The 22,353-nt window shown below is 64.8% G+C and carries 19 protein-coding genes and 1 pseudogene; 10 read left to right on the top strand and 10 right to left on the bottom strand.

The genetic code is table 11. The annotated features are described in order from the left end of the window. The first annotated feature begins 13 nt into the window (after positions 1 to 13). Positions 14 to 850 (top strand): enoyl-CoA hydratase/isomerase family protein, encoded by an 837-nt coding sequence (locus AWB72_RS05235; protein WP_040048890.1) that lies wholly within the window; start codon positions 14 to 16, stop codon positions 848 to 850. 495 nt (positions 851 to 1,345) lie between these two features. Then, positions 1,346 to 2,986: an electron transfer flavoprotein-ubiquinone oxidoreductase gene (locus tag AWB72_RS05245; protein WP_208863114.1), complete on the top strand. Its 1,641-nt coding sequence runs from the start codon at positions 1,346 to 1,348 to the stop codon at positions 2,984 to 2,986. A 259-nt stretch (positions 2,987 to 3,245) separates the two neighbouring features. On the opposite strand, the gene AWB72_RS29085 is transcribed toward AWB72_RS05245, so the two are convergent. Beyond that, the gene (locus tag AWB72_RS29085) at positions 3,246 to 3,500 is read right to left on the bottom strand and encodes a hypothetical protein (RefSeq protein WP_167550935.1); all 255 of its coding nucleotides are present in this window, start codon (positions 3,498 to 3,500) and stop codon (positions 3,246 to 3,248) included. 10 nt (positions 3,501 to 3,510) lie between these two features. Between AWB72_RS29085 and AWB72_RS29770 the strand changes: the two genes are divergently transcribed. The 3 genes from AWB72_RS29770 to AWB72_RS05260 are packed head-to-tail and all read left to right on the top strand — an operon-like array spanning position 3,511 to position 5,551. Continuing rightward, positions 3,511 to 4,008, top strand: coding sequence for a Crp/Fnr family transcriptional regulator (locus AWB72_RS29770; protein ID WP_374728861.1), 498 nt, complete (start codon positions 3,511 to 3,513; stop codon positions 4,006 to 4,008). Further along, the gene (locus AWB72_RS05255) at positions 4,005 to 4,808 is read left to right on the top strand and encodes a bestrophin-like domain (RefSeq protein WP_040048885.1); all 804 of its coding nucleotides are present in this window, start codon (positions 4,005 to 4,007) and stop codon (positions 4,806 to 4,808) included. Before AWB72_RS29770 ends, AWB72_RS05255 begins: the two co-directional genes overlap by 4 nt. Next, positions 4,805 to 5,551: a class I SAM-dependent methyltransferase gene (locus AWB72_RS05260; RefSeq protein WP_040048884.1), complete on the top strand. Its 747-nt coding sequence runs from the start codon at positions 4,805 to 4,807 to the stop codon at positions 5,549 to 5,551. The genes AWB72_RS05255 and AWB72_RS05260 overlap by 4 nt, the downstream gene beginning before the upstream one ends. A gap of 49 nt (positions 5,552 to 5,600) precedes the next feature. Here AWB72_RS05260 and AWB72_RS05265 read toward each other — a convergent pair whose 3' ends face one another. After that, on the bottom strand, positions 5,601 to 5,783 hold the full coding sequence (locus AWB72_RS05265) for a rubredoxin (protein WP_035961154.1): 183 nt from the start codon (positions 5,781 to 5,783) through the stop codon (positions 5,601 to 5,603). Positions 5,784 to 5,972: 189 nt separating this feature from the next. Here AWB72_RS05265 and AWB72_RS05270 point away from each other — a divergent pair, with 189 nt between their 5' ends. From AWB72_RS05270 to parC, 4 genes are all read left to right on the top strand, one after another. Next, positions 5,973 to 6,383, top strand: coding sequence for a DUF4399 domain-containing protein (locus AWB72_RS05270; protein ID WP_040048942.1), 411 nt, complete (start codon positions 5,973 to 5,975; stop codon positions 6,381 to 6,383). A gap of 168 nt (positions 6,384 to 6,551) precedes the next feature. Next, the gene (locus tag AWB72_RS05275; RefSeq protein WP_040048883.1) at positions 6,552 to 8,486 is read left to right on the top strand and encodes an ATP-binding cassette domain-containing protein; all 1,935 of its coding nucleotides are present in this window, start codon (positions 6,552 to 6,554) and stop codon (positions 8,484 to 8,486) included. 270 nt (positions 8,487 to 8,756) lie between these two features. Beyond that, entirely contained in the window at positions 8,757 to 10,736 is a 1,980-nt protein-coding gene (locus tag AWB72_RS05280) for a DNA topoisomerase IV subunit B (protein ID WP_040048882.1), read from the top strand. A gap of 37 nt (positions 10,737 to 10,773) precedes the next feature. After that, positions 10,774 to 13,092, top strand: a complete 2,319-nt coding sequence (gene parC, locus AWB72_RS05285) for a DNA topoisomerase IV subunit A (protein WP_040048881.1) — start codon at positions 10,774 to 10,776, stop codon at positions 13,090 to 13,092. An 81-nt stretch (positions 13,093 to 13,173) separates the two neighbouring features. Here parC and AWB72_RS05290 read toward each other — a convergent pair whose 3' ends face one another. Both AWB72_RS05290 and AWB72_RS05295 read right to left on the bottom strand, forming a co-directional pair. Further along, positions 13,174 to 13,749, bottom strand: coding sequence for a PIN domain-containing protein (locus tag AWB72_RS05290; RefSeq protein WP_040048880.1), 576 nt, complete (start codon positions 13,747 to 13,749; stop codon positions 13,174 to 13,176). Beyond that, complete coding sequence (locus AWB72_RS05295; protein ID WP_040048879.1) at positions 13,746 to 14,213, bottom strand: helix-turn-helix domain-containing protein; 468 nt, start codon at positions 14,211 to 14,213, stop codon at positions 13,746 to 13,748. Before AWB72_RS05295 ends, AWB72_RS05290 begins: the two co-directional genes overlap by 4 nt. Before the next feature lie 117 nt (positions 14,214 to 14,330). On the opposite strand from AWB72_RS05295, the gene AWB72_RS05300 reads away from it, so the two are divergent. Continuing rightward, positions 14,331 to 14,789, top strand: coding sequence for a CopD family protein (locus tag AWB72_RS05300; protein ID WP_040048878.1), 459 nt, complete (start codon positions 14,331 to 14,333; stop codon positions 14,787 to 14,789). 12 nt (positions 14,790 to 14,801) lie between these two features. Here the strand turns inward: AWB72_RS05300 and AWB72_RS05305 are convergent, their stop codons facing one another. The 6 genes and pseudogenes from AWB72_RS05305 to AWB72_RS05330 form a co-directional block, all read right to left on the bottom strand. Further along, positions 14,802 to 17,210, bottom strand: a complete 2,409-nt coding sequence (locus AWB72_RS05305) for a putative bifunctional diguanylate cyclase/phosphodiesterase (protein ID WP_040048877.1) — start codon at positions 17,208 to 17,210, stop codon at positions 14,802 to 14,804. A 373-nt stretch (positions 17,211 to 17,583) separates the two neighbouring features. Continuing rightward, positions 17,584 to 18,474, bottom strand: a complete 891-nt coding sequence (locus AWB72_RS05310) for a PhzF family protein (protein WP_040048876.1) — start codon at positions 18,472 to 18,474, stop codon at positions 17,584 to 17,586. An 83-nt stretch (positions 18,475 to 18,557) separates the two neighbouring features. Further along, positions 18,558 to 19,019 (bottom strand): RidA family protein, encoded by a 462-nt coding sequence (locus AWB72_RS05315; protein ID WP_040048875.1) that lies wholly within the window; start codon positions 19,017 to 19,019, stop codon positions 18,558 to 18,560. A 27-nt stretch (positions 19,020 to 19,046) separates the two neighbouring features. Further along, positions 19,047 to 20,243: an aminotransferase-like domain-containing protein gene (locus tag AWB72_RS05320; RefSeq protein ID WP_040048874.1), complete on the bottom strand. Its 1,197-nt coding sequence runs from the start codon at positions 20,241 to 20,243 to the stop codon at positions 19,047 to 19,049. Between the two features lie 234 nt (positions 20,244 to 20,477). Next, positions 20,478 to 21,365 (bottom strand): annotated as a pseudogene (locus AWB72_RS05325) (DMT family transporter); the annotation flags it as partial. 33 nt (positions 21,366 to 21,398) lie between these two features. Beyond that, positions 21,399 to 22,214: a VOC family protein gene (locus tag AWB72_RS05330; RefSeq protein ID WP_052449703.1), complete on the bottom strand. Its 816-nt coding sequence runs from the start codon at positions 22,212 to 22,214 to the stop codon at positions 21,399 to 21,401. Positions 22,215 to 22,353: the final 139 nt, after the last annotated feature.

Consider the following 22,353-nt stretch of genomic DNA (forward strand, 5'->3'; position numbering starts at 1 on the left):
TGGCGATTTGCTCATGGACACCTCGCTGATACCGTTGCGCGATTCGCAACTCGTCATCACGCGAGGCATCGCGGAATTCACGCATCAGCGCCCGGATATCCGGAACGCATTTTCCGAAGCGTTGCGGCTCGACTATGCCGACATGCTGGATATCGTGGAGAAGGATCGGGCAATCCGCGTGTTGATCGTCACCGGATCGGGAGGCAGTTTTTGCGCGGGCGGCGACCTGAAGGCGCTCAAGGCGCTTCATGAACACGCTGATCCTTCCACCCGAAGCGCCGATGCAATGAGCCGCCGCGTACAGGACATGCACACATGGCTGCGAAGGCTGCGCCATCTCGACATTCCCGTGATCGCAGCGGTCGATGGTCCTGCCGCCGGAGCCGGCTTCTCGCTCGCTTTGGCGGCGGATTTCGTGCTGGCTTCGACGCGCGCGTTCTTCTGCATGTCGTTTGCGCGCATCGGCTTGATTCCCGACCTCGGCGCGTTATACGAATTGCCGCGCATGGTCGGCATGGCGCTGGCGAAAGAGCTGACGTTCACGGCACGCAGGCTGACGGTCGAAGAGGCATTGCGACATCGCATCGTGCATTCGGTGCATGCGCCCGAATCGCTGCTCGACGAGACGCGGCGATTCGCCCGACGCCTGAGCGCCGGTCCGCGCGAAGCGACCGCGCTCGCCAAACGCATGCTCAACACGTCCTTCGACGTGTCGTACGAAGCCGCGCTCGAAATGGAATGCCGCGCGCAAGGCCTCGCCGCCACGACGCCGTGGCACGCCGAGGCGGTGGCCGCGTTCCTTGCGGGCGAGCCCGCGCGCTTCGATTGGGAGCGCAGCGGCGGGGCGTGATTCTTTCGAGCGCCTGGATCGGCGGCGAAAGGTGCATTCCACCCACGTCGGGGGGTGAGGCGGGCCGCGCAAGGCGATACGTTAGCTACACGAATCAGCCATGCCGGGTGTTCCGCTGAAGGCATCGCGCTGAATGCAGACGTTATCGGAGTGAACGATGCAAACCACCGGTAGATCGTTGCGTTTCCTTGTCGAAAAGTGGCTCGGCACGGGCCCGGAGCGGCACGCGCGGGTGACTGCGTTCGGTCATTGCCGTCGACGCGCGTGGCGTTACGTTCGCGTGGAGACGACGCATCCATCGGGCGTCCGCGAGATGTTGTTCTTCCGGCATGAAGACGGTTCATGGTGCGTCTTTCCCCCGGATATCAGACGGCCGGCGATGCGCGTCGCGTGAGTGCGGCGGCTTCCGACGCGGCTGTGTAAATCAAATATTGGCAGGCATGGAGGCTTGGCTTCGTGAGTACCTCGACTGTTGAACAAGACGGCTTTGCGCTCATGCGCGATTCGATGGAATACGACGTAGTGATCGTCGGCGGCGGTCCGGCCGGCCTCTCGGCGGCGATTCGCCTCAAGCAGCTCGCCGAGGAGAAAGGCACCGACATCAGCGTGTGCCTGCTGGAAAAGGGCTCGGAAATCGGCGCGCATATTCTCTCCGGCGCAGTCATGGACCCGCGCGCGCTCTCCGAGCTGATCCCGGACTGGAAGGAGCAGGGCGCGCCGCTGAACGTGCCGGTGACCGAAGACCGCTTCTTGTTTCTTTCGGCGACCGGCGCGAAGGCGGTGCCGAACTGGATGTTGCCTCACAACTTCAAGAACCACGGCAACTACGTGATCAGCCTCGCGAACGTCACGCGCTGGCTCGGAACCGTGGCCGAAGCGATGGGCGTCGAAATCTTCCCGGGCTTTCCGGCAGCGGAGATTCTCTTCAACGACGACGGTTCGGTGAAGGGCGTGGCCACCGGCAACATGGGCATCGGCAAGGACGGCCGGCCGACCGAGAACTTCCAGCTCGGCATGGAATTGCACGCGAAGTACACGCTCTTCTGCGAAGGCTGCCGCGGGCATCTCGGGCGGCAGCTCAACGAGCGGCTTCATTTGAGCAAGGATTCGGATCCGCAGGTTTATGGCATCGGCATGAAGGAGTTGTGGGAGATCGATCCGGCGAAGCATCAGCCGGGCCTCGTGATCCACACGGCGGGCTGGCCGCTCGAATCGGATACGTATGGCGGCTCGTATCTGTATCACACCGACAATAGCCAGGTGATGGTCGGCTTCGTGGTGGGCCTCGCTTATACGAACCCGTATCTGTCGCCGTTCGAAGAGTTTCAGCGCTACAAGACGCATCCGGAAATCCGCAAGTTCCTCGAGGGCGGCAAGCGTGTGTCGTATGGTGCGCGCGCCATCACGGCGGGCGGATTGATGTCGTTGCCGAAGCTGGTTTTTCCGGGCGGCGCGCTCGTGGGCGACAACGCGGGCTTTCTGAACGCATCGCGCATCAAGGGCAGCCACGCGGCGATCAAGACCGGCATGCAGGCAGCGGAAGCGGCCTTCGATGCCGTTCAGGACGATCGTCAACACGACGAGCTATCGGCGTATCCCGAAGCGTTCCGCAAATCGTGGCTGCACGACGAACTGCATCGCGCGCGCAATTTCAAGCAGTGGATGAGCAAGGGCCTGTACCTCGGCACGCTGATGGTGGGCATCGAGCAGAAGCTCTTCGGCGGGAAGGTGCCGTGGACGCTGCATCATCGGCATCGCGATCATGAGATGCTCAAGCCCGCGTCGCAGTGCAAGCCGATCGACTATCCGAAGCCCGACGGCAAGCTCACGTTCGACCGTCTCTCTTCGGTGTTCATCTCGAACACGAATCACGAGGAAAATCAGCCGGCGCATTTGACGCTGAAGGACGCGACCGTGCCCGTGAACGTGAATCTGCGCGCGTATGCGGGTCCGGAAAGCCGTTTCTGTCCTGCGGGCGTGTACGAGTTCGTGAAGGACGATAGCGACGAGGATCGTCTGCAGATCAACGCGCAGAATTGCGTGCACTGCAAGACATGCGACATCAAGGACCCGACGCAGAACATCGTCTGGGTGACGCCGGAAGGTGGCGGCGGGCCGAACTATCCGAACATGTGAAGAGTGTTCGAGCGGCGTCGCGCGGTATTTCCGGCGACGCCGCTTTTCCGTTCAACGCCTCACTGCATTCCCTAGAGCAGGCTTTCGCCGGGACGCAAGGAGCGCGTCGCTTCGGCGTCGTGTACTTCGAGGCGAAATGATCCTGGCGGAACGCGATCGCGCTTCGTCGTCTTGTCTCTTTTCGGTGTCGCAGACCGCGATGCCACGAGTCTCGCGCGAAATTTGTATCAGCCAGGCGCCGTATAGGATATGAAGCCGTTCACGATTCGGGGTTGACGTTGATCGCACTGGACAACGTCGCGCCCCGGCTGCTTTTCACGGTGCTCGATGACGCGACGCGAGCCGAGCTGTTCGCGCCGGAAAGGATATGCGCTATCGGCAGGGCGACCGGAATCGCAAGTTTCAGTTCATCATCGACGGCAACGTGAGCTTCAGCCGTCTCGATAGCGCGGGCCAGAGAGTGAGCGGGCGAATCGTTCGGCGAGCTTCCGTTGCTCACCGGGCGGCCGCGCACGCATGACGCCGTGGCCGTGGGCGCGGTGCGTCTGCTGAGCATCTCAGACCGTGAGTTTCGCGATCTGTTGAACCGGCGGCCGAATCTGCGCGATCGCCTGCTCGCCGAGACCGCCGAAAGGCTGATCCACGCGGCTGACCGGCTCGACAGCGCGCTTTGCCTGTCGGTGCCGCAACGCGTCGCTCGGTTTCTCGTCGCGGGCATAGAGCGGGGCGGCGGCGGGCCGTCGCTTGCCGTGCGGCAGACGGACATTGCAGAGACGCTTGGCGTGACGCGCGAGGCGGTTTCGGCTGCATTGAGGCGATTCCGCGAAGCGCGCCTGATCGACACGCGTTACCGCGTCATCGATGTTCTCGATCCCGATGGCCTGCGTCGCGCGATGGAAGGCGGCGCGGCGGTCCGAATCGACATCGCGGCCACTCGACATCACTCGACATTGAACGCCCGCCCGCTTTCCCGCGATAATGCGACGACTCCACCTCGCGCCTCACGGCTCATGCCTCCATGACCGAAATCCAGTCCGCGGTGCTCGTTTTCGTGCTGCTGCTCGCGAGCACCGGCATCGGCGCGATCGTGCGGCCGCTGCTGCCCGAAGAGCACAAGGCGCAGGAGACGGTGCAACTCGTGCAGTTGCTCGTCGGCATGCTGGTGACGTTCGCGGCGCTGGTGCTCGGACTTTTGACGGCATCGGCGAAAACGGTTTTCGATACCACCGACAACGACGTGCGCAGCTACGCCGCCGCCATCATCGAGCTGGATCACACGATGCGCGACTACGGCCCGGAACTCGACCGCACCCGCGCGATGCTGCGCGCCTACACCGCCGCCGCGATCGCGAGCACGTGGCCCGCCGAGCCGCCGCCGCCGGGCGATTACTACCCGAAAATCCCGCCGATGCCGCATGCGAACGGCAAGCTCGCGGACCGCGGACTCGGCGAGATGCTCGATCGCGGCCAGCGCCAGGTGCGGCTGCTCGAACCCGCGGACGCCTATCATCGCAAGCTCGCCGACGACAGCGCCACGCGCTTCGAGCAGTTGATCGCGCTGCGCTGGAAGCTGATCGAGGAAGCGCACGGAACGATTTCGTATCCGTTCGACCGCATTCTCGTCGGCTGGCTGCTGATCATTTTTCTTTGCTTCGGGCTGATCGCGCCGCGCAACGCGCTCTCGCTCGTGACGATCATGCTGGGCGCGCTGTCGATTGCGTCCGCCGTGCTCGTCATCCTCGATCTCGACACGCCGTTCACCGGCCCCATCATGATTCATAGCGAGCCTATGCGCGAAGCGCTCGTCTACCAAAGCCGATGACCTCCCCGAATCTCTATTCCGATCCGCGCCTCGTCGCGCTCTACGACGCCCTCAATCCCGCCGGTCCCGATACCGCGTTCTACGTGGCGCTGGCCGAATCGGCGGGGCATGTCGTCGATCTCGGCTGCGGCACGGGTCTGCTCGCGTGCGAACTGGCGGAGCGGGGCTATCGCGTGACGGGCATCGATCCGTCGCGGGAAATGCTGCGGGTGGCGCGCGGGCGGCCCGGCGGCGATCGCGTGACGTGGATCGAAGGCGATGCGACCGCGCTGCCGTTCGTCGGCGCAGCGGATCTGCTCGTGATGACGGGCCACGTCGTGCAGATTTTCCTCGACGACGCCTCGCTGCTCGCGACGCTCGTCGCCGCGCGGCGGGCGTTGCGGCCGGGCGGGCGTATCGCGTTCGAGAGCCGGAATCCGGCGGCGCGGGCGTGGGAGGGCTGGACGGCGGATCGCTCGTTACGACGCATCCGCGCAGCCGAAGGACGCATCGTCGAAACGTGGCAGCAGCGGCACGAAGCGCCGGATCCGCTCGCGACGGGCCGCGTCGCGTTCACGACGCATTTTCGCTTCGCCGAAAGCGATGAAACCTTGCGTGCGCCAAGCGAACTGCGCTTTCGCACGCAGGACGAACTCGCGCGTTTGCTGACGCGGACGGGATTCGCGCGCATCGACTGGTATGGGGACTGGAACCGCGCGCCGGTGGATGAAACGAGCCGCGAGCTGATCGCGGTGGCGCGCTAGGAAATGCGAAAACGCCGCGAAGAACGCAGCGCTTTGGCTCAATACGGCATCAGAACTCGACGACGACGAAATCTTCCTTGCCGACGTCGCATTCGGGGCAACGCCAGTCGGCGGGGATATCGGCGAAACGCGTGCCCGGCGCGATGCCTTCGTTCGGCAGGCCGTCTTGTTCGTTATAAACCCAGCCGCAAATCAGGCACACCCAGCTTTTGTATTCGATGACTTCGCTCACGACAAACTCTTGATCTGAAATGGAAACATGCCGTCCGCGAGGCGCTCCGACGCGGCATCCGGCGACCCGGCATCTTACCCGAATCGGCGCAAGCGTTCGTTCTAACGGCGGCTGACCCCGATGCGCGCGGCGGAAAGCCGGGTGTATGCTGGGTCGCGGTTTGTGGCTGCCCTCGACCAGGAGAACACGATGTTCAAAAACACGCTTTTTGCCGCCGCGCTCTCGGGCGCCCTCGCGCTCGCCGCATTTTCGGGCGCGGCCCACGCGCAATCGCGCGTCTATTTCGTCGAGCCGAAGGACGGCGCGACCGTCACGAGCCCGGTCCACGTCAAATTCGGCGTCGACGGCATGAAGATCGAGCCCGCCGGCACGATGACCGAAGGCACGGGGCATCATCATCTGCTGATCGACAGCGGCCCGCTGCCCAAGGGCACGGTGATTCCCGCGAACGATACATCGCTGCACTACGGCAAGGGCCAGACCGAAGCCGACGTCAAATTGCCCCCCGGCGACCACACGCTGACGATGCAGTTCGGCGACGGCGCGCATCGCTCGTACGGGCCTGAGATGTCGCAGACGATCAAGGTTCACGTCAAGTAGACGCGTGACAGCGTGCCGCCGCGCCTGGGTTCGCGGCGGCCGCCCCTCGTCCGTTCGGCCAACGCAACGCGGGTGCGCCCGGGCGCGGCGGATACATCGGTACAATGACCGCTTCCACGGTATCGCCATTGCTGGCGAATCGTTCACCGTTCGTTCGCAATCATCCCCATGTCGCTTTATTCCATCTCGGACGCACAGCTCGCGTTCGGCCACGTCGCATTGCTGGATCACGCGGATTTCTCGCTCGAAGCAGGCGAGCGCGTCGGGCTGATCGGCCGCAACGGCGCGGGCAAGTCGTCGCTCCTGAAGATCGTCGCGGGGCTCGCCGCGCCCGACGACGGCCTCGTCACGCGCCAGAACGAGCTGACCACCGTCTACGTGCCGCAGGAACCCGAGTTCGATCTCGACGCATCCGTGTTCGATGTCGTCGCTTCCGGCCTGACCGAGGCGCGCGCGCTGCTGGACGAATACGACCAAGTCGCGCATCGGCTCGCGGACACGCCCGAGGGCGCCGAGCACGACGCATTGCTCGCGCGCATGAACACGCTTCAGTCCGCGCTCGATACCCGCGACGCGTGGAACTGGCGCACGCGCGTTGCGACGACGCTCGCGCAGATCGGCCTCGACGGCGACGCCCGCGCGGGCGCGCTTTCCGGCGGCATGAGAAAGCGCGTCGCGCTGGCGCGGGCGCTCGTCGTGCAGCCGGACGTGCTGCTGCTCGACGAGCCGACCAACCATCTCGACTTCGAAGGCATCCGCTGGCTGGAGGATTTGCTCGTCACCTTGCGATCCGGCTTGCTGTTCATCACGCACGATCGCGCGTTCCTGGATCGCGTGGCGACGCGCATCGTCGAACTGGATCGCGGGCGGCTTTTGTCGTATCCCGGCAATTTCAGCGCCTATCAGGTTCGCAAGGCGCAGCAGCTCGAAGTGGAGCAAGTGGAGCAGGCCAAGTTCGACAAGCTGCTCGCGCAGGAAGAAGTGTGGATTCGCAAGGGCGTGGAGGCGCGGCGCACGCGCAGCGTCGGACGCATTGCGCGGCTCGTGGAAATGCGCAAGGAACGCCAGGAACGCCGCAACGTGCAGGGCAACGTCAAGCTCGACGTGGGCCAGGGCGAAAAGTCCGGCAAGATCGTCGCGGAACTGACGGACGTGACGAAGCGTTACGGCGAGCGGACCATCGTGGATCGCTTCACGGCCACCGTCATGCGCGGCGACAAGATCGGCTTCGTCGGGCCGAACGGCGCGGGCAAGACCACGCTGCTCAAGCTGATCCTCGGCGAACTGCAGCCCGACGAAGGGCGCGTTCGCACCGGCACGAATATCCAGACCGCGTATTTCGACCAGATGCGCGCGCAGCTCGATCTGGACAAATCGCTCGCGGACACCATCAGTCCGGGCAGCGAATGGGTCGAAGTGAACGGCGTCAAGAAACACGTGATGAGCTATCTCGGCGACTTCCTGTTCGCGCCTGAACGCGCGCGCTCGCCGGTCAGGTCGCTCTCGGGCGGGGAGCGCAATCGCCTGTTGCTCGCGCGGCTCTTCGCGCGTCCGGCGAACGTGCTCGTGCTCGACGAACCGACCAACGACCTCGACATTCCCACGCTCGAACTGCTCGAAGAACTGCTCGCGGACTACGACGGCACTGTGCTGCTCGTGAGCCATGACCGCGCGTTCCTCGACAACGTCGTGACCTCCGTGTTCGCGGCCGAAGGCGGCGGCAAGTGGCGCGAGTATGTCGGCGGCTTCTCCGACTGGCAGATTCAGCGCGAACGTTCGGACCGCATCGCCGAGGAAGCGGCGAAGCAAAGCGCGAAGGAAGCGCCGAAGGAAGACGCGCCGAAGGAAAGCGCGGCGGGCCGCAACGCGCAGCGCACCGTCAAGCTGTCGTTCAAGGAGCAACGCGAACTGGAGGCGCTGCCGGGGCGCATCGCGGAGCTGGAAGAGGAGCAGAAGCGCATCGGCGCGCAGCTCGAAGACGGGTCGATCTTCGCGAAGGACGCGAAGGAAGGGGCGCGGCTTTCCGAGCGGCACGCGGCGATCGAAGAGGAATTGCTGGTCGCGTTGGAGCGCTGGGAAGAGCTTGAAGCGAAGCGCAGTTGAGCGCGCTTGCATGGCTTTCGCGCTGCCGTCAAGATGGGCGCGGCCCGCGAAAACCGCTATTCTCCTAGCGCGGCGAGGCGGGCGGACGCGGCAAGGTCCGCTCGACGCCAGCCTCGCCAGGCAATTCTCGAGCATTCGACCAAGCATTTTCCGGCGTCACGGACGCACGCGCGATGGCCATTCTTGCGCGTTCGTCCGCTGCCGGATCAACGTTCAGCTATGTCCACGAAAAAATCCAGTGCGGCCGAAGCAGTCCCCACGAAGCGCGCCATGAGCGCGAAGGCGGCCGGTTACAGCGAAGCATCGATCAAGGTGCTCAAAGGGCTCGAGCCGGTCAAGCAGCGGCCCGGCATGTACACGCGCACCGAGAATCCGCTGCATATCGTTCAGGAAGTGATCGACAACGCCTCCGACGAAGCGCTCGGCGGTTACGGCAAGCAGATCACCGTCACGCTGCACGCGGACAACTCGGTGTCGGTCGAAGACGACGGCCGCGGCATTCCGTTCGGCCTGCATCCCGAGGAAGGCGTGCCGGTCGTCGAGATCGTGTTCACGCGCCTGCACGCGGGCGGCAAGTTCGACAAGGCCGCCGGCGGCGCGTACACGTTCTCGGGCGGCTTGCACGGCGTCGGCGTCTCGGTGACGAACGCGCTCGCGACGCGCCTCGAAGTCACGGTCTGGCGCGACAACAAGGTCGCGCAACTCGCGTTCGCCAACGGCGACGTCATCGAAGAACTCACGACGCGCGGCGCCGAGCGCGGCGCGAAGAAAAGCGGCACGCGCGTGCGCGCCTGGCCGAATCCCAAATATTTCGATTCCCCCAACCTGCCGCTCGGCGAACTCCAGCGTCTCTTGCGCTCGAAGGCCGTGCTGCTGCCGGGCGTCGAAGTGGTGCTCGTCATCGAAAAGACCGGCGAGCGTCAGACGTGGAAGTACGAAGACGGCCTGCGCGGCTATCTGCTCGAAGGCATGGGCGGCAGCGATTTGCTGATTCCGCTCTTCGAAGGCGAGCGCTACGCCGAAAGCTCGAAGAATACCGAGGAAACCTTCGCGGAAGGCGAAGGCGCGTCGTGGGTCGTCGCGTGGAGCGAGGAAGGGCCGCTCTTGCGCGAATCGTATGTCAACCTCATTCCGACGCCCGCGGGCGGCACGCACGAATCCGGCCTGCGCGACGGTCTCTTTCAGGCGGTGAAGAACTTCGTCGAGATTCACAATCTGCAGCCGAAGGGCGTCAAGCTGCTCGCGGAAGACGTGTTCGCGCGCGTATCGTTCGTGCTGTCGGCGAAGGTGCTCGATCCGCAGTTCCAAGGGCAGATCAAGGAACGCCTCAATAGCCGCGATGCCGTGAAGCTCGTGTCGTCGTTCTCGCGGCCGGCGCTGGAGTTGTGGCTGAATCAGCATGTCGAGTACGGCAAGAAGCTCGCGGAACTCGTGATCCGTCAGGCGCAGGCGCGCACGCGTGCCGGCCAGAAGGTCGAGAAGCGCAAGAGCTCGGGCGTGGCGGTGCTGCCGGGCAAGCTGACGGACTGCGAATCGACGGACATTTCGCGCAACGAACTCTTCCTCGTCGAGGGCGATTCGGCGGGCGGCTCCGCGAAAATGGGCCGCGACAAGGAGTTTCAGGCCATCCTGCCGTTGCGCGGCAAGGTGCTGAACACGTGGGAAACGGAGCGCGACCGGCTCTTCGCGAACAACGAAGTGCATGACATCGCGGTGGCGATCGGCGTCGATCCGCACGGCCCCGACGATCAGATCGACCTCTCGAATCTCCGTTACGGGAAGATCTGCATCTTGTCGGACGCGGATGTCGACGGCGCGCACATCCAGGTGCTCCTGCTCACGCTTTTCTTCAAGCATTTCCCGCAGCTGATCGAACGCGGTCATGTGTGCGTCGCGCGTCCGCCGCTCTTTCGCGTCGATGCCCCCGCGCGCGGCAAGAAGCCCGCGCAGAAGCTCTATGCGCTCGACGAAGGCGAACTCGAAGCGATCCTCGACAAGCTGCGCAAGGACGGCGTGCGCGACACGCAATGGAGCATCAGCCGCTTCAAGGGCCTCGGTGAAATGAGCGCGGAACAGCTCTGGGACACGACGATGAACCCCGACACGCGCCGTCTCATGCCGGTGGGCTTGGGGGATCTCGGCTTCGATCTCACCGTCTCGCGCATGACGATGCTGATGGGCAAGGGCGAAGCGGCATCGCGCCGAAGCTGGCTCGAAGAGAAGGGCAACGAAGTCGAAGCGGACATCTGACGCTTAATCGACGCAACGCTTCAAGAACGGATATTCGATGGGAATCACAGACGATCTCTTCGCCGAGCAGACCGCACCGGACGGCGAAAAACTGACGCTCGGCGACTACGCCGAACGCGCGTATCTCGACTACGCGGTGAGCGTGGTCAAGGGCCGCGCGCTGCCCGACGTATCGGACGGGCAGAAGCCCGTGCAGCGCCGCATTCTCTACGCGATGAGCGAGATGGGTCTCGCGAGCACGGCCAAGCCGGTGAAGTCGGCGCGCGTGGTCGGCGACGTGCTCGGCAAGTATCACCCGCACGGCGACCAGTCCGCGTACGACGCGCTCGTGCGTCTCGCGCAGGACTTTTCGATGCGCTATCCGCTCATCGACGGTCAGGGCAACTTCGGCTCGCGCGACGGCGACGGCGCCGCGGCCATGCGATACACCGAAGCGCGCCTGACGCCGATCGCGCGTCTCTTGCTCGATGAAATCGATCAGGGCACCGTCGATTTCATGCCGAACTACGACGGCTCGTTCGAAGAACCGAAGCTCTTGCCCGCGCGCTTGCCGTTCCTGCTGCTGAACGGCGCGTCGGGGATCGCGGTGGGTCTCGCGACGGAGATTCCGTCGCACAACCTGCGCGAAGTGGCGCAGGCCGCTGTCGCGATGATCCGCGATCCGAAGCTCGGCCACGCGGGCGTGATGGAAAAGCTCACCGGCCCGGACTTCCCGGGCGGCGGGCAGATCATTTCGTCGCAGGCGGAAATCTCGGCGGCGTACGAAAGCGGGCGCGGCAGCCTCAAGGTGCGCGCGCGCTGGAAGATCGAAGACATGGCGCGCGGCCAGTGGCAGCTCGTCATCACCGAATTGCCGCCGAACACGTCGGGCCAGAAGGTGCTCGAAGAGATCGAGGAACTGACGAACCCGAAGATCAAGCTCGGCAAGAAGACGCTCACGCCGGACCAGTTGCAGACCAAGCAGACGCTGCTCGGCCTGCTCGACACCGTGCGCGACGAGTCCGGCAAGGACGCGCCCGTGCGGCTCGTGTTCGAGCCGAAGTCGAGCCGTATCGATCAGACGGAGTTCGTGAATTCGCTGCTCGCGCACACGAGCCTCGAATCGAATGCGGCGATCAACCTCGTGATGATCGGCGCGGATGGCCGGCCGCGTCAGAAGGGCATCGTCGAAATCCTGCACGAGTGGGTCGGCTTCCGCTTCGTCACGGTGACGCGCCGGACGCAGCATCGGCTGAACAAGGTCAACGACCGCATCCATATTCTCGAAGGGCGCATGATCGTCTTCCTGAATATCGATGAAGTCATTCGCATCATTCGCGAGGCCGAGGAGCCGAAGCAGGCGCTGATCGCGCGCTTCAGGCTGTCGGACCGGCAGGCCGAGGACATCCTCGAAATCCGGCTGCGGCAACTCGCGCGCCTCGAAGCGATCAAGATCGAGCAAGAATTGTCCGAGTTGCGCGACGAAAAGACGAAGCTCGAAGAACTGCTCAACAGCGACGCGGCGATGAAGCGTCTGCTCATCAAGGAAATCGAGGCCGATGCGAAGCAGTTCGGCGACGATCGCCGCACGCTGATTCAGCAGGCCACGCGCGCGACGTTCGAAGCGCGCGTCGTCGATGAGCCGGTGACGGTCGTCGTTTCGCAAAAGGGCTGGGTGCGCGCGCTGAAGGGCCACGGGCTGGATCCGGCGGGCTTCACGTTCAAGGCCGGCGACAGCCTTTACGCGGTGTTCCAGGCGCGCACGCCGGATACGCTCATCGCGTGGGGCAGCAACGGGCGCGTGTATTCGGTGCCGGTCGCGACGCTGCCGGGCGGACGAGGCGACGGCGTGCCGGTGACGTCGCTGATCGAACTCGGATCGGGCACGCACTTGCTGCATTACTTCGCGGCATCGGCGGATCAGCCGTTGCTGCTGGCGTCGAGCAATGGCTTCGGCTTTATCGCGAAGATCGGCGACATGGTGAGCCGCGTGAAGGCGGGCAAGGCGTTCATGACCATCGACGAAGGCGCGGTTCCGCTTGCGCCGATGCCGGTCGTGCCGGGCGCGACTTACGTCGCGTGTCTGTCGAGCATGGGCCGCCTGCTCGTGTTCGGCATGGACGAGATGAAGACGCTGTCGGGCGGCGGACGCGGCGTCACGCTGATGGCGCTCGATCCGAAGGAAACGCTGGTTCAGGCGCTGGCTATCGATGCGCGTGGGGTCGTGCTGACCGGAACGGGGCGCGGCGGCAAGGTGAGGGACGAGAAGCTCAGCGGGTCGCAGCTGCAACTGCATCTCGGCAAGCGGGCACGGAAGGGGCGTGTGCCGGATACGTCGCTGAAGGTGAGCGAGATGCGGCCGGTGTTCGAGGGGTGATGGCGGCGGTTGTTGCTTGATGAGCGCCTCGCAGCGATGTGCTGCGAGGCGTTTTGTTTTGTGGCCTTTTGCGTTACGGATTCAAAGGACGGCGCGATACGTCGCCAGCGCCCTGCAAGTCTGCACCATGCCTTGCTTGAGCATGATGTCGAGGTATCGATCGATATCGAGTGGGGGATGCCGAAGCTGTTTGCGCTGCCGCTGTGCGGCCTGGATGACGGCGGCCGGGTCCAGGTCGAACAGGTCGTCGACGAAGGTATCGGGATGTTGTGCTTCGATGCCGAACTCGTCGAGCACTGCGGCCGGAAAGTCCCTTTCGTTGAACGTGACGATGACGTTCGCACTGCAACGGATGGCCGCGGCAAGAACATGGCGATCATTCGGGTCTGGCAGCGTCAAACCGGCGATGAGCGCTTCGTGTCCGCTTACAATCGCATCGGGAATCGCGTCGTTCATCAACGCTGCTGTGCGATCGAGCTGTTCAGTGCTCAAGTCCGGGCGGTTCTTCAGCAGGTTTCGCTTCCACTCGTCGTGAATCTGCTCGCTCCATCGCGCGCGAAACCGTCCGGACAGGCCCAGCCACATCAGAAAGTCGCGCAGAGGTGCGGGGTACAGCACGCACGCGTCATAAATAACGGTGAAGCGGGAACTCCTCATTCGTAGCCCATTCCTAGTTCTTGTGCTTGTCGGGCTAGTGCGGCCATTGCTTCTTCGCTTGCCTGCTCACGTTCCGCTTTGTAGCGCATCAGATCGGCAAAGCGAATCCGCCGATGCTTGCCGGTCTTGTGAAAGGGCAACGCCTGCGCTTCGAGCAGCTTGACGAGATGCGGCCGCGAAACCTGCAGCAGATCGGCGGCTTCCTGCGTGGTGAGTTCCGCATGGACCGGGACGATTCGTACCGCGTTGCCATCGGCCAGTTCAGCGAGGATGTCGATCAGGAGCCGCAGTGCGGATGTAGGAAGTTCGACCTGGTGGGCCTCGTTATTGTCGTCGTAGATCTGGATACGCTGGGTATCGAAGCCGGTCGAGAGATAAGCGGCCAGCGCGCGCTGACCTTCGACGGCAAGCTGAACCTCGCGTTCGACGGGCAGGCTGGTCCCGGAAGGGGCGATATGCGTCATGGCTTTCTCCGCGTCTGGTTCGACAAAGCGCTATTTTATTCGAAATAAACGAAACGCACGTCGTGCGATGTGACGCCGGTCGCACGAGCGTACTGCTACTTTTAACTTGGACCCCCCATGACCAAAGCCATCGAAGCCGCGCTCTTTCTCCATCTGATCGGCGTGGCCGTGTGGATAGGCGGCATGGTCTTCGCGCATTTCTGCCTGCGCCCGGCGCTCGGCGATCTCGCGCCGCAACTGCGCCTGCCGCTGTGGGAAGCGGTGTTCGCGCGGTTCTTCAACTGGGTCGCGGGCGCGGTGATCGTGATTCTGCTTTCCGGCGGCTTCCTGCTCATGCAATTCGGCGGCGGCCATGCCGCATGGCCGCTTCACGCGATGGCCGGCCTCGGCATCGTCATGATGCTGATCTTCGGGCATATCCGCTTCGCGGTGTTCCCGCGCATCCGGCGCGCGGTGCAGGCGCAGAACTGGCCGGACGGCGCGCGGGCCGTCGCCACGGTCCGGCGGCTTGTGGTCGTGAATCTCGTGCTGGGCATCGTGACGATCGGAACGGCGGTGTTGTCGCGCGGGTTCTGATCAAGAAGAAAATCACCCGCCGCGCTCACCACTCAGCGCCGCGTCCTTCCGCCCACGCGGCGCGCGCCCGACCGGCCAGCCGCACACGCCGAAGCGGTCGAGCAGCGCCTGCACGCCATCGGCGGGAACGGGTCGTGAAAACAGGAAGCCTTGCGCTTCCACCGGCCCGAGCGCCGCGAGCCACGCAATCTGTTCCTCGCGCTCCGTGCCTTCCACAACGACCGTCAGCCCCAACGAGCGCGCGAGATTCACGATCGCCGACACCATCACGCACACGCTGCGGTCTTCGGGAATCGCCTGGATGAACGAGCGATCCACCTTGAGCGTATCGACGGAAAAGCGGTTCAGATACGACAGCGACGAATACCCCGTGCCGAAGTCGTCGAGCGCGATGCGCACGCCCAGTCCCTTCAGCGCGACGATCTTCTCTTCCACCAGCTCGGGATATTCGACCATTACGGTCTCGGTGATTTCGAGTTCGAGCTTCTCCGGCGGAATGCCGGTCGTCTCGATCGCGCGCGCAACCGTCTCCAGCAGATCGCCGCGCCAGAACTGCACCGCCGAGATGTTCACCGCGAGCGACAGCGCCGTATAGCCCGCGCGCTGCCACTGCGCGAGCTGCGCGCAGGCGGTATGAATCACGAAATCGCCGACCGCCACGATCAGCCCCGTCGATTCCGCGACCGGAATGAACTCGTTGGCCGGAATCAGCCCGTGTTGCGGATGATTCCAGCGCACGAGCGCCTCGAAGCCCGTGATGCAGCGGCGCGCGAGATCGATCTTCGGCTGATACACGAGGAACAGTTGCTCCTCCGTCAGCGCGACGCGCAGTTGCTGCTCCCACTTCATCAGATGATCCGCGCGATGCGACAACTGCGGCGAATAGAACTGATAGCAGTTGCGGCCCGCGTCCTTCGCGCTGTACATGGCAAGATCGGCCTTCTTGAGCAGGTCGATCTCGCTTTCGTTCGATACCGAAAACAGCGCAATGCCGATGCTCGCATGCAGCACGAACGCGCTGCCGCGCACGTCGAAGGGCGTGGCGAACATCGTCGCGATATCGTTGGCGAGCGTGACGGCGCGCTGCTCGACATCGTCGCCCTTGACGACGACCACGAACTCGTCGCCGCCGATGCGCGACAGCGTCCCGCTATGACCCACGGTTTCCGCGAGCCGCGAGGCGGTCATCTGCAGCACGATGTCGCCCGCGTTGTGGCCGAGCGTGTCGTTGACGGTCTTGAAATTGTCGAGGTCGATGAACAACAGCGCGAGCCGCCCGATGTTCTCCGTCTGCGCAACGTCCTGACGCAACGCACGCAGCGTCGAATAGCGGTTGCGCAGGCCGGTGAGCAGATCGTATTCGACGAGATGCGTCATTTCGCGTTCGCGGCCGAGCAGCTTGCCGATCAGCCCCGTCGCGACCGCGAAGAAACCGAGCATCGCGAACGAAATGAAGCTCGCCATCAACAGATAGACGTTGCGCGTGTGATGGTAGTCCGCGAACTCCTCGCGCACCGACAATCCGACGAGCACGCCGAGCGGATAACCGTCGATATGCCGATACGACACGATACGCTTCACGCGGTCGATCGGATCGACATACATGCCCGACGCGTGATCCGATGTCGGATAGACGCCGCTCGCGCTGAATTCGGCCTGGGGCGCCGCACTCGGATTGCGCGCGCTGCCTTTCATCACGTCCGCGTGCGACGACGGGTCGGTCAGCGTGCCGCCCGTGCTGCGTGCAAGCACCGCGCCGTTGTCCGACACGACCGCGATCACGCCTTCGCGCCCGATCGACGCGACGTTGTAAAAGTCATTGGTGAAGTAAGTCGGATCTTCCGACACGACCACCACGCCCGCGAACGACCCGTCCGGATGATTCAGCCGCCGCGTGATCTGCAACGTCCACTTGCCGGAAACGCGCCCGCGCACCGGGCGGCTGATGTAGAGCAGATCGTCGTTGGAACTCACATGGACCTTGAAGTGCTCGCGGTCCGAGAGATCGATCGGCCTCGGACGCGGGTCCGACGTGTTCGCGACGAGCCTGCCGTCTTCGTCGATCAGCGAAACCTGCACGAGCGTGTCGCTTTGCACGACGCCCTTGTCGACGGTCGCGATCAGATCGAAGTTGGCCGGCGACTTCTCGTACTCGTACTTGACGAAGCGCGTGATCTGGTCGACCTGATGGATCGCCTTGATCGTGTGCTGTTCGAGCGCGGACGAAAGAATCGCGGCGGAGGCCATCGATTCGTGCGTCGTCGCGTCGCGTTCCACCGAAAGCCGCGCGAAGATCACGGCCCACAGCAGCATGAGCACGAGCGTGCCGAGCACGGGAATCGCCAGCAACGCACGGCGCCGCCGCGTCGCGGAAGCGCTCGGGCGGGGATCGGTTGCTGTCTGAAAGCGCGCGCGCTTCATAGGGCGCCCGCAGCGAGAGGATCGCTCAGCGTATGCCGTGCCGCAAACCGCGCGGGATGAAAAGGGCGATGCATGTCCTGAGGCGTTCCCCGAAACGAATCATTGAAGCGTAGCGCGCGCAGTGCGCGGCCGGAGGTCCGGAAGCGACGCCTTCCGGACCGGCGCGCAGATTGTCGACGATTTTTACGACGCGACTGGCGAGCATACGTTTGCGTGTCGGCGGTTGGCTTCTTTCGCTCGCGACCGGCCGTACCGTCGCGCGCCGAGCCTGTTGTCCGACCCCGAATGTTCGGATAGTACTGAAGGCGCCGGAATTAAGGAAGCACGATCACGCCGGCTCGGGGTTTACGCGTTGCGCGTGCAGGTCATTGTTTCAGAAGCGGAAAGTGCCGTCGATGACAGTCACCGAATCGCCGCCGATCCATACCGGCGAACCGTCCGAGCGGTCGTCGTAGGCGATGCTGACGCGCCCATCGCGATCGAGCGCGGTGCCCTGGCGCACGGTATAGGCATCGCCGGGGCGCTTGTTCTGCGCCGTCAGCAGCATGGCCAGCGCCGCGTTCGCGCTGCCGGTCACCGGATCTTCGATGTTCTCCGCGCCGAACAGCAGCGCGCGCAATTCGAACGTCGCGAGCACGCCGTTCTCGTGCGGGCCGTACACGACGATGCCGTGCGTGCCGGTTTCCGCCACGAGCGCGGTGAGCGCCTCTTTCGCGGCGGGCGCAAGCGTGAGCGAAAGACATTGCGCCGCGTCGCGCAGACGGACGATCAGCCACGGCGCGCCGTTATCGACCGCGCACGGCGGCGCGCTGAAGTCGATGGAAGCGGGCGCGAGCGCATCGGTGAGACGCTGGCGCTCTGCGTCGTCGAGCGGCGTGATGCGCGCGGGCGGCGCGGCGAACGCCCATCGTCCGCGATCGTCCTGCGCGAGCGTCACGAGCCCGACGCCGCATTCCTGCACGAGCTTGCCCGGCGTCTTCGTCGCGTAGCCGCTTTCGAGCAGCGCGTGCGCGGTCCCGAGCGTCGGATGGCCGGCGAAGGGCAGTTCGGTCGCCGTCGTGAAAATGCGCACGCGATAGTCGGCGCGCGGATCGGTCGGGCGCAGCAGGAAGGCCGTCTCGGAGAGATTCGTCCATCGCGCGATCGACTGCATGCGCTCGGTCGAGAGATCGTCGGCATCGAAGATCACGGCGAGCGGGTTGCCCTTGAAGGCGACGGACGTGAAGACATCGACCTGCTTGAAGCGGACGGCGCGAGTGGACATGGTTTTCGGCAATGGAAATTAAAAAACCCGGCGCGCGGACACGTCGGGTTTTCGTTGGAACGATGAAAGCGGTGAACGCGTGCTCAGCCTACTTCCGCGATCATCTCGATCTCGACGCACGCGCCGAGCGGAATCTGCGCGACGCCGAATGCGGAGCGCGCGTGCTTGCCGGCATCGCCGAAGACTTCCGCGATCAGTTCGGACGCGCCGTTCGTCACGATGTGCTGCTCGGTGAATTCGAACGTGGAGTTCACGAGGCTCATCACCTTGACGATGCGTTTCACGCGGTTCAGATCGCCCGTGTGCGCGTGCAGCGTCGCGATCAGGTCGATGGCCACGTTGCGCGCCGCGGCCTTGCCTTCCGCGGTGGCGATGTCCGCGCCGAGCTTGCCCGCGTGGACCTTGCCGTCCTTCTTCGCGATATGCCCCGACAGATAGACCGTGTTGCCGCTTTGCGCGCTCATCACGTAAGCGGCGGCCGGCGCGCCCGCCACGGGCAGTTCGATACCGAGTTCCTTCAGCTTGTCATAAACATTCGATGCCATCGTTGCTCCTTGATTGCGATGAAAGATTCAGACGCTCGCGCGAATCAGCGCGCCCAGCTTCGCGACCCCTTCGTCGATGGTCGCGGGCGGCACGGTGACGAACGAAAGGCGCATTGTATTGTGCTCGGCCTGGTTCGCGAAGAAGGGACCGCCCGGCACGAACGCCACGTTTTGCGCGATGGATTGCTCGAGCAGTTTCATCGAATCGATGTGCTTCGGCAGTTTTACCCACACGAACATGCCGCCTTCTGGCCGGTTCCATTCGACGCCCGCCGGCATGTGACGTTCCAGCGCCGCGAGCATGGCTTCGCACTGGTTGCGATACAGCGCGCGGATGGTCGGCACGTGTTGATCGAGGAAACCGTCCTTCACCACTTCATGCACGATGCGCTGCGTGATGCTCGGCGTGTGGAGATCCGTAGCCTGCTTCGCCTGCACGAGTTTGAAGTGCAATTCCTCGGGCGCGATGATGTAACCCACGCGCAGTCCCGGCGCGAGCACCTTCGAGAACGAGCCGAGATGAACGATGTGATCGGGCGCCATCGAGAGCATCGTCGGGAGCGGGGCGCCGGCGTAATCGAGCGCGCCGTAGGGATCGTCCTCGATGATGGGGAACGCGGCCTTTTGCGCGAACGCGGCGAGCGCGCGGCGGCGTTCGAGCGGCAGGCGGCGGCCCGTCGGATTCTGGAAGTTCGGCTGCGCGTACAGAAGGCGCGCGTTCGCGACGAGCGCGGCGTCGAGTCCTTCGGGAATCAGGCCGGATTCGTCCGTCGGCACCTGCACGTAGGACGGCTCGAACATCGAGAACGATTGCAGCGCGCCGAGGTACGTCGGCGTTTCGACGAGCACGCGGCTGCCCGGATCGACGAGCACCTTGCCGAGCAGGTCGAGCGCCTGCTGCGAGCCGGTCGTGATGAGCACCTGCGTCGGGCGGATGGCCGCGCCGTTCACCGAATAGCGCGCGGCCACCCATTCGCGCAGCGGCATGAAGCCTTCGGTCGCGCTGTACTGGAGCGCGGCGGCGGGCTGATCGCGAAGAATGCGCTCGGACGCGTGGCGCATCTGCTCGACGGGAAACGTCGCCGGCGAGGGCAGGCCGCCCGCGAACGAAATGACTTCGGGCCGTTCCGTGACCTTGAGAATCTCGCGAATCGCCGAACTGGTGAGCTTGCGGGCGCGTTCTGAAAGTTGCCACGGCGTGGCGCGAAGATCGGCTTGATTCATGAAAGGTCTCGTTTGTCTCGGGTTTTAGTCGGAAATCGCGTGCAAAAGGAGGACGCGCAAACTGCGATTATCGCGCGGGCGCGTCGCTGCGTCACTTCGTCACTTCGGCCGGCCCGTGCGCAGGGCGATGGGCGCATTATCGACCGCGCCGGCCGCGACGCGCGCCGCATCGCTGCTGCCGCCAGCGGAAGTGCGCCGCGCTTGCGGAGCCGGAGCCGGCGTCGAGACGACAGCGGGCGCCGCCCGCACCGCGGCCTTGCGGCCCAGCACGACGGTCACGATGACCGCCGCCGCGTACAGCCACGTCGACGTGCTCACGTGTTCGCCGAAGAAGAGCGCGGAAAGCGCCATCGTGAAGAAGATTTGCAGCAGTTGCACTTGCCCGACGCGCGCGATGCCGCCCATCGCCAGGCCCGCGTACCACGCGAAGAAGCCGATGAACTGCGAGAAGAGCGTCACGTAGCCGAACGCGAGCCAGGTGCGCAGCGCGAGCGGCTCCGGATGCGCCGCGTGATGCGCCCACGCGAGCCAGCCGACCGGCAGCAGCAGGAACGGCGCGGACAGCACGAGCGCCCAGCAGATGACCTGCCAGCCGCCCATCTGACGCGCGAGCCGCGCGCCTTCCGCGTAGCCGAGCGCGCCGATGCCGACCGCGACGAGCATCAGCAGGTCGCCCGCCTGGAGCCCGCCGCCGCCCGACTGCAGCGCGAACGCGACGACGATCGCGCTGCCCGCCACCGCGCTCGCCCAGAACGCCTTCGACGGCCGTTCGTGCGAGAGCCACGCCGCGTAGATCGCGACGCACAGCGGCTGCAGGCCGTTCACGACCGCGCCGTGCGAGGCGGGCACGGTTTTCATGGCCCAGGCGGAAAACACCGGAAACGCGATGATCACGCCCAGCGCGACGACGGCGAGGCTCTTGACCTGCGGCCACGTCGGCAGCTTTTCGCGCCGCCACGCGAGCAGGAGCGCGGCGGGAATCGCCGCGACGAGCGCGCGCCCGAGGCCGTTCAGGAGCGGATGCACTTCCTGCACGACGATGCGCGTCATCGGCAGCGTCAGGCTGAAAATGACGACGCCGATCAGGCCCAGCAGCATGCCTTCGGTTTCGCGGGTCTTCATGATGCGGCGTCTCCTCGTATCGATTACGGTGCGTTAATCAGTTGTATCGGTGGAAAAGGGCAATTCGGGTTCGGCTGGCGCGTCGGCGGTCTTACTGCCCTTTGCGCGACGGCGCTTGCCCGCGTCCTGCTGCGCAACTCGCGCGGCTTCGGCCGTTTCCGCAGCTTCGCCGAGCGTGAGCGTGGAGCCGTCCGGCAGCTCGAATTCCGCGACGATCACGGGCGCGCCCGCCGTCGGCTCGACGCGCATCAAATGCGACGCACCGAGCCACGCCAGCTGTTCCGCGACGGCATCCGCGTTCGGATGAAAGCCCGTGAGCGAGCGCAGCAGGATGCCGCTCTCGGGCAACGCGTCGCCCGGATGGCGCGGCGTGTCCCACGGGATCAGCGAGGGCAGCACGCCGTGGCCGGCGTCGCCGCACGCGGGGAACGCGCCGTCGTCGGGAACGGTGAGGCTCCAGGTATTGCCGCCGCGCGACATCGCCACGACAGGTGCGATGCGTTCCGGATACTGCTCGCGCCAGCGCGAGAGCGACTTCGGCCGATCCACGCGCGCTACCCAGTGCACGAGTTGCGGACCATTCGCGAGGCGTTCGTGCATCGCGGGATCGTCGAGCGCGAAGAGGCGGGCGCGCGGCGCTTCACGCGGCGCGGCGGCCGGATCGACGGCGATCACTTCCAGATACGCGCCACCCCACAGGTTCAGCAGGCGATTGTGCGTGCCCATCAGCGGATGCGCGCCGCCCGGCGCGGTCTCAATGCCGAACTTCGCGGCGACGAACTGCGCGCCTTCCTCGAGCGTGCGGGCGGCGATCACGAGATGGTCCAGTTTCAGCGGATGAGCGGTCATGGTCAGCGGTGAGCGAAATCGGGCCGTTAGCATAACCGTTCGCCCGGCGGGGCGAAAAGCGCGCTGATTCGATTGCCGGAACGCAAAATGTAGCCGTAACCACCAGAACAGTAACGGTACAATCGGCCAGATTGGATTC

It is taken from the genome of Caballeronia concitans (genome assembly GCF_001544615.1).
Classification (GTDB): domain Bacteria; phylum Pseudomonadota; class Gammaproteobacteria; order Burkholderiales; family Burkholderiaceae; genus Caballeronia; species Caballeronia concitans.

Coding starts and splice junctions, on each gene's coding strand:
- AWB72_RS05235 (WP_040048890.1), top strand. CDS start 14: ATGGACACCTCGCTGATACCGTTGCGCGATTCGCAACTCGTCATCACG.
- AWB72_RS05245 (WP_208863114.1), top strand. CDS start 1,346: ATGCGCGATTCGATGGAATACGACGTAGTGATCGTCGGCGGCGGTCCG.
- AWB72_RS05255 (WP_040048885.1), top strand. CDS start 4,005: ATGACCGAAATCCAGTCCGCGGTGCTCGTTTTCGTGCTGCTGCTCGCG.
- AWB72_RS05260 (WP_040048884.1), top strand. CDS start 4,805: ATGACCTCCCCGAATCTCTATTCCGATCCGCGCCTCGTCGCGCTCTAC.
- AWB72_RS05270 (WP_040048942.1), top strand. CDS start 5,973: ATGTTCAAAAACACGCTTTTTGCCGCCGCGCTCTCGGGCGCCCTCGCG.
- AWB72_RS05275 (WP_040048883.1), top strand. CDS start 6,552: ATGTCGCTTTATTCCATCTCGGACGCACAGCTCGCGTTCGGCCACGTC.
- AWB72_RS05280 (WP_040048882.1), top strand. CDS start 8,757: ATGAGCGCGAAGGCGGCCGGTTACAGCGAAGCATCGATCAAGGTGCTC.
- parC (WP_040048881.1), top strand. CDS start 10,774: ATGGGAATCACAGACGATCTCTTCGCCGAGCAGACCGCACCGGACGGC.
- AWB72_RS05290 (WP_040048880.1), bottom strand. CDS start 13,749: ATGAGGAGTTCCCGCTTCACCGTTATTTATGACGCGTGCGTGCTGTAC.
- AWB72_RS05295 (WP_040048879.1), bottom strand. CDS start 14,213: ATGACGCATATCGCCCCTTCCGGGACCAGCCTGCCCGTCGAACGCGAG.
- AWB72_RS05300 (WP_040048878.1), top strand. CDS start 14,331: ATGACCAAAGCCATCGAAGCCGCGCTCTTTCTCCATCTGATCGGCGTG.
- AWB72_RS05305 (WP_040048877.1), bottom strand. CDS start 17,210: ATGAAGCGCGCGCGCTTTCAGACAGCAACCGATCCCCGCCCGAGCGCT.
- AWB72_RS05310 (WP_040048876.1), bottom strand. CDS start 18,474: ATGTCCACTCGCGCCGTCCGCTTCAAGCAGGTCGATGTCTTCACGTCC.
- AWB72_RS05315 (WP_040048875.1), bottom strand. CDS start 19,019: ATGGCATCGAATGTTTATGACAAGCTGAAGGAACTCGGTATCGAACTG.
- AWB72_RS05320 (WP_040048874.1), bottom strand. CDS start 20,243: ATGAATCAAGCCGATCTTCGCGCCACGCCGTGGCAACTTTCAGAACGC.
- AWB72_RS05330 (WP_052449703.1), bottom strand. CDS start 22,214: ATGACCGCTCATCCGCTGAAACTGGACCATCTCGTGATCGCCGCCCGC.